This is a genomic window from Mesoterricola sediminis (genome assembly GCF_030295425.1).
In the GTDB taxonomy this organism is placed as follows: domain Bacteria; phylum Acidobacteriota; class Holophagae; order Holophagales; family Holophagaceae; genus Mesoterricola; species Mesoterricola sediminis.
Genome location: NZ_AP027081.1, coordinates 3,469,538 through 3,481,439, shown reverse-complemented (window position 1 = coordinate 3,481,439; position 11,902 = coordinate 3,469,538). Strand labels below are relative to the sequence as shown.

Here is an 11,902-nt window from a genome sequence, read left to right as displayed (position 1 = left end):
ATGAAACTCATCCGCACCGTCCTGACGGGCCTCCTGGCGCTACCGCTGGCCGCCGCCCAACCCACGGGCCTCTCCGTGGGCGGGGGCGTCATCCTGGGCCTCGACAGCTACAAGAAGGCCGTCAACGCCACCACCGGCTTCCTCGTCAACGTGGGCTGGGAGACCCAGCTCCTCAAGTCCGGCGTCCCCGCCCGGGTCTCCCTGGCCGCGGCCACCATGCCCGGCAAGGAGCGCAACGGCCTCAAGACCTCCCTCACCCTCGTCCAGCTCACCGGCGACCTCCTCCTGGAGACCCCCTCGCCCAGGCTTCGCGGCATCTTCGGCCTCAGCGTCAACAGCTACACGGCCAAGTTCAGCGGCGACGAGAGCCCGAGCATCTTCGACGCCGAGCACCACTTCCCCTTCCACGACTGCAAGGGACTCAAGGGCGGCGTCCGCCTGGGCCTGGAGTACGTCCAGAACCCCCACCTGAGCTACGAGGCCATCCTCCAGGTCACGGAGCTCGCCGGCCGCCAGCGCAACGACACCCTGATCCGCCAGGGCGCCATCAACCCCGGCTGGATCCAGCTCGGCGCCCGCTACACGTTCTGAACCTGGAGTCCCCGTGACCGAGACTGCGCAGCACGAAGACACCGGCCTCCTCTCCTTCCGGGAGAAGGCCGGGTACGCCCTGGGAGACGCGGCTTCCAACTTCTACTGGAAGACCTTCGAGTTCTTCATCATCTTCTTCTACACCGACGTGTTCGGCATCGCCGCCGGCACCGTCGGGACGATGATGCTCGTGACCCGGGTCGTGGACGCCGTCGCCGATCCCGTCATGGGGACCCTCGCGGACCGCACCCGGACCCGGTGGGGGCACTTCCGCCCCTACCTGGTCTGGTTCGGCCTGCCCCTGGCCGCCGCCGGCGTCCTGACCTTCACCACGCCCAACCTGGCCCCCGGCGGCAAGGTGGTTTACGCCTACGTCACCTACTGCCTCCTGATGATCCTCTACACGGTCGTCAACATCCCCTACAGCGCCCTGCTGGGGGTCATGACCTCCAACAGCAAGGAGCGCACCTCCCTGGCCTCGTACCGGTTCGTGGGCGCGTTCTCCGTGGCGGTGATCGTGCAGTACTGCACCCCCAGCCTGGCCCAGTGGTTCGGCCTGGCGCCCGCCCTGCGGGCCCAGCACGCCTTCCTCGCCCACCCCGGCGCCTGGGTCCGCTGGTTCCTGTCCAAGGAATTCCTCGCCCTCCCCTCCGACCTGGCCAAGGGCTGGCAGCTCACCCTGGTGCTCTACGGCGCCGTGGCCGTCGTCCTCTTCGCCCTGTGCTTCCTGACCACCCGGGAGCGGGTCGCCCCGCCCGCGGACCAGGAGGCCGATCTCCGGCGGGACTTCAAGGACCTCCTGGGCAGCCGGGCCTTCGTCGTGATGATCGCCGCCTGCGTGGTGGTGATCACCTCCTTCGTCCTCAAGGGCTCCGTCTCCGCCTACTACTTCAAGTACTACCTCCACCGCACCGACCTCCTCGGCCCCTTCCTCGTGAGCAACGCCCTGGCCTTCCTGGCCGCGGTGACCCTGGCCCCGCCCGTGGCCCGCCGCTTCGACAAGAAGGCCCTCTTCATGGCCGCCATCGGCGGCGGCGGGGTCGTCATCCTCGGCTTCTGGCCCGCGGGCCCCGACAGCCTCCCCCTGATCTTCGGCCTGCAGATCCTCTCCAGCTTCATCATCGGCTTCAACTCGCCCCTGCTCTGGGCCATGTTCGCCGACACCGCCGACGACGCCGAATGGCGCGGGGGCCGCCGCAACACCGGCCTCGTCTTCGCGTCCGCCATCTTCGGCACCAAGATCGGCCTGGCCGTCGGCGCCTGGGTCACCGGCCTGATCCTGTCCTGGTTCGGCTACGTGGCCAACGTGGAGCAGACCGCCCGGTCCCTGACCGGCATCCGCCTCTCCATGAGCATCTTCCCGGGCCTGCTCCTGATCCTGGCGGCCCTCCTGATGAAGTTCTACCCCCTGGACGACGCCATGATGGTCCGGATCGAGCAGGACCTCAAGGACCGCAAGTCCCAAGCCTGAGCGGAACATGCGCATACCCCGACCCCTGATCCTCCTCCTCGCGGCCCCGCTCTGCGCCCAGGCCGCCCCCGATCTGGCCCGCCAGGCCTGGTGGGGCCCCGCCGTGTGCTACTCCGGCTACCGCGAGGGCCAGGACCCCGACAAGCAGCTCTACCCCAGCCCCGCCCAGGTGCTGGAGGACCTGCGGATCCTGGACCGGGAGTGGAAGCTCATCCGCCTCTACGGCTCCGACCGCCACGCCGCCGACGTCCTCGCCCAGATCCGCGCCCACAAGCTGGGCCTCCGGGTGATGTTGGGCATGTGGCTGAGCGGCAAGCCCGGCAAGGCCGAGGAGAACGAGCGCCAGGTCGCCGAGGGCATCCGCCTCGCCAAAGCCTACCCCGACGTCGTCGTCGCCGTCAGCGTCGGCAACGAGGCCCTCGTGGACTGGTCCGACCACAAGCTCACCGAGGCCGACGTCATCGGTTTCGTGAAGCGCGTGAAGGCCGCCGTCCCCTGCCGGGTCACCGTGGCCGACGACTTCCTCTACTGGGTCAAGCCCGGCACGAAGCTCGCCGCCGAAGTGGACTTCATCACCCTCCACAGCTACCCCATGTGGGGCCGTCAGGACATCGACGAGGCCTTCGGGACCACCGTCGACAAGTTCGAGGCCGTCCGCAAGGCCCATCCCGGCAGCACCATCGTCTTCGGCGAAGTCGGCTGGGCCACCTTCACGGATTCGAATCCGCAGCACGTCCCCGGCGCCGGCAGCGAGGCCAAGCAGGACCGCTACTTCCGGGAGATGAACGCCTGGGCCAAGGCCAAGGGCGTGACCACCTTCTTCTTCGAGGCCTTCGACGAGCCCTGGAAGGGCAAGGGCACCGAGGGGCACTGGGGCCTGTTCAGCGTGGACCGCAAGGCCAAGCCGGCCGTCCTGCCCCGCTACCCCGAGCTCCGCCCCGGCGGGCCGACCACCCCGGGCCAGGGCCCGGTGGGCAACTGAAAGCGAACATGACGAGCATCCACGTTTCCGATCTGCCCCTGTCCACCCCCGGCCTGGAGGTGGACGGCGGGTTCACCGACCTGGACGGAGCGCGCTACTTCCGCGTCTCCAACCTGGACGGCATGCCGCCCTTCTTCATGAGCGTCGTCAGCGACTCCGACCACTGGCTCTTCCTCAGCAGCAACGGCGCCCTCACCGCCGGGCGCCGGGACCCCGACCACGCCCTCTTCCCCTACCACTCCGACGACCGCATCCACGACAGCGTGGAGCACACCGGCAGCCGCACCCTCCTGCGCGTCGCCCGGGACGGGCGCACCTGCCTCTGGGAGCCCTTCTCCGACCGCTGGCAGGGCGCCTACCGCACCGCCCGCGACCTCTACAAGCACGTGCGCGGCGACCGGGTCGTCTTCGAGGAGCGCAACGAGGACCTGGGCCTCGCCTTCCGCGTGGCCTGGTCCACCAGCCACCGCTTCGGGTTCGTGCGCCGCTGCACCCTCGTGAACACCGGCTCCGGCCCCGTGACCGTGGACCTCCTGGACGGCATCCAGAACGTGCTCCCCGCCGACATCGGCTGGCGCTTCCAGCTGGAGTTCAGCACCCTCGTCGACGGCTACAAGCGCACCGAGCTCCTGCCCGCGACGGGCCTCGCCCTCTTCCGCCTCAGCTCCGTCCCAGCCGACCGCCCCGAGCCCAGCGAGGCCCTGCGCGCCAACGTGGCCTGGTCCCTGGGCCTCGACGCCCCCGTCCACCTCCTGTCCAGCACCCAGCTCCCCGCCTTCCGCCGGGGCGCGGCCCTCGTGGAGGAGACCGACATCCGCGGCCGGCGAGGCGCCTACCTGGCAGGTTCCACCCTCACCCTGGAACCGGGCGCCTCCCGGTCGTGGTATCTGGTGGCCGACCTGGGCCTCGACGCCTGCGCCGTGGCCGCCCTGGAAGCCCGCTTGGCCGACGGCCGCGACCTGGAAGCCGAACTCCTCGCCGACATCGCCCGCGGCGCCGAGGGCCTCCAGCGCCGCGTGGCCGCCGCCGACGGCCTCCAGGCCACCGCCGACGAGCGCAGCGTCGCCCGCCACTTCTCCAACACCCTCTTCAACATCATGCGGGGCGGCATCCCCGGCCTGGGCACCCGCGTGCCCGCCGATGACTTCCGCCGCTACGTGGAGGCCTCCAGCCGGGCCACCGCCGCCCGGGCCCAGGCCTTCCTGGACAGCCTGCCCGCCGAGCTCGAGCGCCCCGACCTCGTCGGCCGCGCCGCCGCCACCGGCGACCCCGACCTGGAGCGCCTGGCCCGGGAGTACCTGCCCCTCACCTTCAGCCGCCGCCACGGCGACCCCAGCCGCCCCTGGAATATCTTCTCCATCCAGGTCCAGGCCGAGGACGGCTCCCGCGCCTACGCCTACCAGGGCAACTGGCGCGACATCTTCCAGAACTGGGAGGCCCTCGGCCACAGCTACCCCGTGTTCCTGGAGGCTATGATCGCCAAGTTCGCGGACTGCTCCACCGCCGACGGCCACAACCCCTACCGCGTCCTGCGCGAGGGCTTCGACTGGGAGACCGTGGACCCCCACGACCCCTGGTCCTTCATCGGCTACTGGGGCGATCACCAGATCGTCTACCTCCTGCGCCTCCTGGAGGCCTCCGAGCGCGCCCACCCCGGAGCCCTGGCCGGCCTCCTGGACCGGCGGATCTTCGCCTTCGCGGACGTGCCCTACCGCATCAAGCCCTACGCCGACCTCCTCGCCGACCCCCACCGCACCATCGACTTCGACGAGCGCGCCCACCGGGCCGTCCTGGCCCGCGCCGCCGCCCAGGGCGCCGACGGCAAGCTCCTCCAGGGCCCCGGCGGCCCCGTCCGCGCCGGCCTCGGCGAGAAGCTCCTCATCGCCGCCCTGGCCAAGCTCTCCAACCTCGTCCCCGGCGCCGGCATCTGGATGAACACCCAGCGCCCCGAGTGGAACGACGCCAACAACGCCCTCGTGGGCTATGGCCTCTCCGTCGTCACCCTCTGCCACCTGCGCCGCTACCTGGCCTTCTGCCGCGGCCTCCTCGCCGGCGGCGTCACCGTCTCCGCCGAAGTCGCCGCCTGGCTCCAGGCCGTCCACGCCGCCCTCCAGGGCGCGACCCCCGAAGCCGCCGACACCCCCCAGGGCCGCCGGTCCCTCCTGGACGCCCTCGGCCTCGCCGCCTCCCGCTACCGCGAGGGCCTGTACCGCGAAGGCTTCTCGGGCCGCCTCGCGCCCCTCGCCCCCGGCCTCGTCCAGGGCCTCCTCGACGCCGCCCTCGGCCACCTCGACCACGCCGTGCGCGCCAACCGCCGCGACGATGGCCTCTACCACGCCTACAACCTCATGGAAGCCGGCCCCGACGGCATCCACATCCGCCGCCTCCAGCCCATGCTGGAAGGGCAGGTGGCCGCCCTCTCCGCCGGCACCCTCCGCCCCGCCGAGGCCGCCGACCTCCTGGACGCCCTGCGCCGCAGCCCCCTGCGCCGCCAGGACCTGGACAGCTACCTCCTCTACCCCGACCGCGCCCTGCCGCGCTTCCAGGACAAGAACAACGTCCCCGCCGAGGCCGCCGCCGCCATCCCCCTCCTGGCCCGGCTCCTCGAGACCGGCGACACCTCCCTCGTCGCCCGCGACGTGGCCGGCCGCGTCCACTTCAACGCCGCCTTCCGCAATCGCCGCGGCCTCGAGGCCGCCCTCGACGCCCTCGCCGGCGGCCCCCACGCGGAGGCCGCCCACCGGGACCGCCAGGCCGTCCTCGACCTCCACGAGCAGGTCTTCGACCACCGCGCCTTCACCGGCCGCTCCGGCACCTTCTACAAGTACGAAGGCCTGGGCTGCATCTACTGGCACATGGTCTCCAAGCTCCTCCTCGCCGCCGACGAGGCCCGCAGGGCCACCGACCCCTCCGACCCCGCCTTCCCGCGCCTCCAGGCCCACTGCGGCCTCATCCGCGAAGGCCTCGGCATCCACCGCGGCCCCGCCCAGGTGGGCGCCATCCCCACCGACCCCTATTCCCACACCCCCAGCTTCGCCGGCGCCCAGCAGCCCGGCATGACCGGCCAGGTGAAAGAGGACTTCCTGAGCCGCTTCGGCGACCTCGGCGTCCAGGTCGAAAACGGCCGCATCACCTTCCACCCCGCCTGGATGCCCCAGGACGAGTTCCTCACCCGACCCGTCCCCTTCCCCCACTACGACGTCCACGGCACCCCCGCCACCCTCACCGTCCCCGCCGGCGCCCTGGCCTACACCCTCTGCCAGGTTCCCGTCCTCGCCCACCGCGAAGGCCCCCCCGCCGTCCAGGCCCACCTCGCCGATGGCACCCTCCGCACCTGGGACACCCTCGCCCTCGACCACCCCACCACCCGCGCCATCCTCGACCGCACAGGCCAGGTCGCCCGTGTGGAAGTCTGGTTGGGCTTGTAGATCTGGAGAATCGGGGCGGGACGCCAAGCGGAGCCGGGCCTGGCTGCCCTGTCCGAAGGGTTCCAAAGGTCGGAATCGTTCGAGTTGTCTGTGCTGTCAGCCCCTGGAAGGGGGCGGACAGGGCAGGGTGAATCGGCAGGGCGGATCGGCGGGGTGGACCGGGCAGGGCAGAGCGTGAAGACGGAGGCGGCAGGGCAGGGGGGAGGTCCGCAGCGAAGCGCCGCCGCGAAACCTGTCTGCGCAAACCTGGCCGGGTAGATGGATTCCGCGAGGCCTTCCACCTCGCCCCAGCTCCAGCTTCCAGCGATTCCCGGCCCTGGAAGAGGCCCCTGTTTCTGGTAAACTAACCGTCCTGGAGAGATGGCAGAGTGGTCGAATGCGCCTGACTCGAAATCAGGTGTGGGAGTGATCTCACCGGGGGTTCGAATCCCTCTCTCTCCGCCACTTAGGCCTGATTCTCGGATCGGGCCTTTTTGATTCATCCTACAGGTGTCCTACATTCTCGACGAACGAACAGAGTCGAGATGAGGCGCATGAGGTAGTGTGCTCCCAGAGAGACCTATGGCCATGCCTGAGCAATTCCTTACGTTAAAGCAGCTGCAGATCGCCCTCTCGGAGGTGCTTCCGACAAACGATGATGGAAGCCCGCGCCCCCCGTCCAGGAGGACCCTGTACAACTGGATGGACCGGCCGCAACATCCCATGCCATTCATCACGAAACCAGGAACGGGTAAGGGCACAGGCCAGCGGACTGGGCGCTGGTTCCGCCTCTCGGAAGTGCTGCGATGGATTGAGGATCCCGCAGGGTATTGGCTAGCCAAAAGCCGCGAATGATCCCTTCCTTGGCAGGGCAGACAGCGCCAGGTCATAGGAAACGCCTCGCCCATTCTCCTCGGCGAGTGGTGCGCTCCTCGATGACCATGAGCAGGTCCTCGAGCAGGACCTCGATGCGGCGAGATGGCCCGGAATGGCCGTTGGTGCACCGGAAGGTGACCTGGGCGGGGCCGTCCTCGGGCACCCATTCGGACCGGAAGCGCTTCTCGGAGATGCCGACCATGGCCGCGGCCTCCTTGACGTTGATCCAGGTGCGCATTGCTTCCATCCGCTTCCCTCTTGCTCCAGGGTAAAAAAATCCCCCCAGGGAGAACCGTCCTGGGGGGACCGGGCTGAAGGCGAGGAGGCACCTCCCGCCCTGAAGGGGATCAGGCAGGATTGCCCGTCAGGGCGTCGAGCCACCTGAAACCATCGAAGACCAGTTCGGCGCCGGCCACCAGGTCGAGGAATCTCTCGCCTCGCCCAGGATTGAAGGGGCGCTTTGCTCCCACTTCCATGAGGGGGATCCACCCGTTGGCCTTCAGCACCCTGGCGTCGCTCTCCGGGACATCGAGGGGGCTGCCAGGAGTTCCGTCGTAGATGCGCCCCTCGTACTCGAGGTATGCCTTGCCATGTCCCTGGGGTGGAAGCATGCGGAAAACCCGCTGGCCAGGTGCGAGGGCAGGATAGCTCGGGGGGGCTTTGGGGGCCTTCTCCAGGTCCTCGGGTGTGGGCTCGGGCCGGTCCGTGCGGAACCAACCCGCCTTTTCCAGGTCGGCCACATCATCGGAATGGACCTGGATGGCGCGACCGGAAGCGGTTGAGTAGGACCTCCCGTTTATGATCGGGGACACGTTTGTAGCCCCGGCCTGGGGCGCCATCATGGGGCCTGTGAAATTAGATGTGTTCATGGTGTTCCTCTCCTGCGGTGAGGGCGTTAAACGATGGCCCCGGTTGCGGCGTTCCGCCAGGCGCTGCCGTCGAAGATGATCAGGGCCCCGAGGGTGGTATCGATGTACTCCATGCCCGCGAAAGGCTCGCGCGGCACAGTCGAGTTGTTGAGGGGGCGCTGGCTGGTGGGTCCCACCCGGCCAAGGATGTTCCAGCCATTCGCGCCCAAGATGAGGGCATCCCCATCAGGAACGTCCTGGGTAACCCCGGGGGATCCGACGTAGACGCGCCCGTAGGCCTCAGATGTTTTGGGGTAGTTGGGGGGCAAGACGCGGGTCGTCATTTCGAACGTCCTTTCGCCATGTGAAATGAGGTTTGGGGGAGGGAATTGGTTACTGCTGAAAGATGCAGAAGGTCGACGGAGGGTCGGCGGTGGGTCGACAATGGCCGGCTTGGAAAGGCGAACACATGAGACCTAACAGTCGACCCAGAGCAACGGCTCCGAACAGGGGGGGGGGAGCGTGGCAGGTAGTGCCCTCAAACCTGCACCGTTTGGGAAGGGAGGATGAGGTGAGCCTCGGCCTGTCCGATTGACGGGGGCCAACGGATCAGCCTGGCCCGCAGAGTGAAGATGCGTGCGGCCGCGAGGATTGCATGGGCGTCGCCCTGTTCAATCCGTCGCGTTAGGAGTGAGAGCACCCTCTCGATCCTTGCCAGCTCTATATCTCGAACCTGGCCGGCCATGTCTTGAATCGACGTCCGGAGGGCATTCTGGACCAGTTTGAAGGCCATTGTCCGACCGACCCCCAAGGCGGCCGAGATCTCAGCGTAGGTCTTTCCAGCTTTCCGAAGTTCCAGGGCATAGGCTTGGCGCTCCAATGAGCGCGGAGAATCGCCCCTTGAACGTATTTGTTTGGGGGAATTGATTCTCTGCCTTCTTGAGATGCTAGTAATCACCTGGCCGCCCTCCCGTTTTTGATGCCCGTCTTGAGGACACCGAAGAGTCCATCCTGGTTGCGCTTGCACATATCGATGAAACTCTGAGCGTCTGCGGCGTGGATGTGGTAATGGTTTCCGGTTTCTCCCCGGCGCCCTCCGCCATGGCCGGCGCCACCGCCGGACTCCTCCGCGAACATGCGCCTGGCGCCCTCGGCCGCCCAGGCGGGGAGCACCATCTCGTTCTTGTGGATCATGGCGACCTGGTCGGAGGGCACGTCGAGGTAGCCGCCCTCCGCGAAGGCCATGACGCCGGCGAAGGCGGCCGCGCCTGCAACTGGGGCAAGGATAGGGCCGATGTAAGGGATTCCCACCGTAGCCTTGTAGGCGCCAGTGAAGGCCTCCTTGGCGTCAGTCATTACTTGCTTTTCATGGGCCTTGTCGCTGATCAGCGCTTTGAGAACGCCGAATTTGACCCATTCCATGCCGGCATTGAGAAGTGCTTTCTCGGTAACGTCCTCAAATTGTTTCATGGCCGCCTTCCCTCCATCGGCAATGCTCATCTGGCCGTGGAGGATCTTCTGGAGGGCCGTATCCCAGTTCGCGAATATAGAGTCGACGCCTTTCTCCCAGGTTTTCACCCACTTCTTGGAGGCGTCCTGGTCGAGCTTCTGCTTCTCGATGCGGGCCTTGGCCTCCACGGCGGCGATCTGCGCCTGGATCTTGGTGACCTCGGCCACGTGGGCGAGGCCGTCCTTCTTCAGGGCCTCCAGCTGGGTCTGCAAGGCGGCCACCTGGAGGGCGGCCTCCTGATCCAGAATGCGCTTGCGCGCCTCCAACTCCTTGGAGCTGCTGATCAGGCCGAGTTCTGCGGCATAGTCCAGGCTCTGCCGCTGCATCTCCAGGGCCAGCGTGCTGGCCTTCGTCTGTGCCTCCGCCTTCGCCTTGGCGATCTCCGCCGCCTCGGCGGCCGACTTCTCCTCAATCTCGTGAGCAAGCCGGGTGGCCTCCCGCTCCATGCCGGTTCGCCACTCGGCCGACCTCTGGTCCAGGGCGTTGATCGTGGAGTTGTACTGGCGGCGGGCTTCTTCCATCTGGTTGAGGATCTGCCGTTGCTGGACCGGCTTGTCCTTCAGGGTGCCGAGGATGGCCCGGTCCGCCTGCAGCTGGGCCTGGAGCAGCTCGTAGGCGCCGCTCTTCTCCATCTCCACCATGTCGGTGAAGCTCAGCTTCTGCTCCTTGTAGAGGCTCTCCTCGGCCTTCCGCTGCTCCTCCACGACCCAGAGGGTGGTCTTGACCTTCTCCTTGGCGGCCTCGACCACGAGGGCCTTGTCGCGCTCGATCTGGGCCGCAGTCCGGACGTCCCCATTGGAAACTGAAGTTGACGGGGGCTGGACGACACCATCCTTCACGTTTGGAGATGCGGGTACTTCATCCTCAAACGAAGGCGTAGCGAGAGGGATCGGTACGGGTCCAGGGACCCAGGTCATCTGTGTGTTGCCACCAGTGAGTGCATCTAAGTACTGGAGCAAGGCGGTCTTTGAAGCCTCCCAGCCCTGCTTCACGGCCATGCCATGCTCGGTCATGGACGCCATCACCGCCTGGTCTGCGGCCTTGAATTTCCCGAGTTCCTGCTCGAGCTCGTCGATCTTGGCAATCATGTCCTCGTCAATCGTGACGCCGAATCTGCGGAGCCCGTCCGAACCGTATTTCTCGAAGACCTCGTGGAGCTTCATCAGCTCAGGGCCCGCGCCCTTCGCGGCCCGGCCGAGGGTGTCCATCAGGAATTCCGCGCGCTTGCCCGGATCCTGGATGGTCAGCATCTTCTCGGTGACCTTCATCAGGGTTGTGATGAGGTCCTGGTGCTGGAGTTCGGCCTTGCTCGCCGCGATGCCATTCTCGATGAAGACCTCGGAGTTCGTCTTCATGGCCTTGGACAGCCCGAAGGCGATCCCCTGGAGGTTGTCCATGCTGCCGCCGATGAACAGCTCGGCGACGTTCAGGGATGCCAGGCTCTCGTAGGATGCGCCGGTCTGGAACTGCAGACCTTCCATCTTCTGGGTAAGGGCTACAGTCTGCTCGATGGCGTGGTCAACCCATTCCCAGGCCTTTTCTAGGCCCTCCATCGCGACGCCCACGCCGCCGAGGACGATAGCTCCGGTACCGAAGTGGTCGACCGCGGCACGAAGGGCATCCATATCACCCTTCATTCCTGCCGAGGCCGACTCGAAGGCCTCCCGGCTCTCCTTCATGCCGCCGAGGAACTCCTTCACATCGGCAATGATCTTGACAGTGAGTTCGTTGTCGCTGCTCACCCTACCCTCCTTAGTTAACGATCAACGTCGTGAGGTGGCTCCAATTCCGGGCTTCTGGGGAATTGGAGCCTCTTCTTCCGGGACGTTCAGGCCAGAAGCGGTGAGGCTATCGATCGTGGTTTGGCTGTCGCACACCTGCTTGTAGGTCAGTGTTTCAATAGGGATTTCGGCCAACGCAACTTTGCTCATTTTCACTCTTCCTGGAAACGGGCTATCGCACCTCTGGAGCCAATTTGGCTTTCTGGAGGAGAAGAAAATAGGGAATTAAGGCATAAACGTGAATCCGTGCGGATCCCTGCGGGATCCGACGGAACACGCTCCGAATGGGGCCATTGTCGCCGACCAGGCGCCGGGTTGAGATGTCGAAGGCCGCCTTCGCACCTTCACGGTCCCTTCGTGGGCCGGGAAACAGGGGCGTTTGGCGGGATACCCCAAATTCCGGATGGTCCTCCGGCCTGACGCCGGTGGTTTCTGG

9 protein-coding genes and 1 tRNA gene are annotated in these 11,902 nt (G+C 67.1%); 5 read left to right on the top strand and 5 right to left on the bottom strand.

Annotated elements, in window-relative coordinates; genetic code table 11:
* From R2J75_RS15210 to R2J75_RS15190, 5 genes are all read left to right on the top strand, one after another.
* Positions 1-591 (top strand): hypothetical protein, encoded by a 591-nt coding sequence (locus tag R2J75_RS15210; RefSeq protein WP_243333802.1) that lies wholly within the window; start codon positions 1-3, stop codon positions 589-591.
* A 13-nt stretch (positions 592-604) separates the two neighbouring features.
* Positions 605-2,062, top strand: a complete 1,458-nt coding sequence (locus tag R2J75_RS15205) for an MFS transporter (protein WP_243333800.1) — start codon at positions 605-607, stop codon at positions 2,060-2,062.
* A gap of 7 nt (positions 2,063-2,069) precedes the next feature.
* Positions 2,070-3,044: a glycosyl hydrolase family 17 protein gene (locus R2J75_RS15200; RefSeq protein WP_243345865.1), complete on the top strand. Its 975-nt coding sequence runs from the start codon at positions 2,070-2,072 to the stop codon at positions 3,042-3,044.
* A gap of 8 nt (positions 3,045-3,052) precedes the next feature.
* Positions 3,053-6,472, top strand: a complete 3,420-nt coding sequence (locus tag R2J75_RS15195) for a hypothetical protein (protein ID WP_316410515.1) — start codon at positions 3,053-3,055, stop codon at positions 6,470-6,472.
* A gap of 354 nt (positions 6,473-6,826) precedes the next feature.
* Positions 6,827-6,916, top strand: a tRNA-Ser gene (locus R2J75_RS15190).
* Between the two features lie 421 nt (positions 6,917-7,337).
* Here the strand turns inward: R2J75_RS15190 and R2J75_RS15185 are convergent.
* From R2J75_RS15185 to R2J75_RS15165, 5 genes are all read right to left on the bottom strand, one after another.
* Positions 7,338-7,565 carry a hypothetical protein gene (locus tag R2J75_RS15185; RefSeq protein ID WP_316410514.1) on the bottom strand — a complete coding sequence of 76 codons (228 nt, stop codon included), beginning with the start codon at positions 7,563-7,565 and terminating at the stop codon, positions 7,338-7,340.
* A gap of 109 nt (positions 7,566-7,674) precedes the next feature.
* Positions 7,675-7,938 (bottom strand): hypothetical protein, encoded by a 264-nt coding sequence (locus R2J75_RS15180; RefSeq protein WP_316410513.1) that lies wholly within the window; start codon positions 7,936-7,938, stop codon positions 7,675-7,677.
* Between the two features lie 284 nt (positions 7,939-8,222).
* On the bottom strand, positions 8,223-8,519 hold the full coding sequence (locus tag R2J75_RS15175) for a hypothetical protein (protein WP_316410512.1): 297 nt from the start codon (positions 8,517-8,519) through the stop codon (positions 8,223-8,225).
* 610 nt (positions 8,520-9,129) lie between these two features.
* Positions 9,130-11,427: a coiled-coil domain-containing protein gene (locus R2J75_RS15170; protein ID WP_316410511.1), complete on the bottom strand. Its 2,298-nt coding sequence runs from the start codon at positions 11,425-11,427 to the stop codon at positions 9,130-9,132.
* 21 nt (positions 11,428-11,448) lie between these two features.
* Positions 11,449-11,616 (bottom strand): hypothetical protein, encoded by a 168-nt coding sequence (locus R2J75_RS15165; RefSeq protein ID WP_316410510.1) that lies wholly within the window; start codon positions 11,614-11,616, stop codon positions 11,449-11,451.
* Positions 11,617-11,902: the final 286 nt, after the last annotated feature.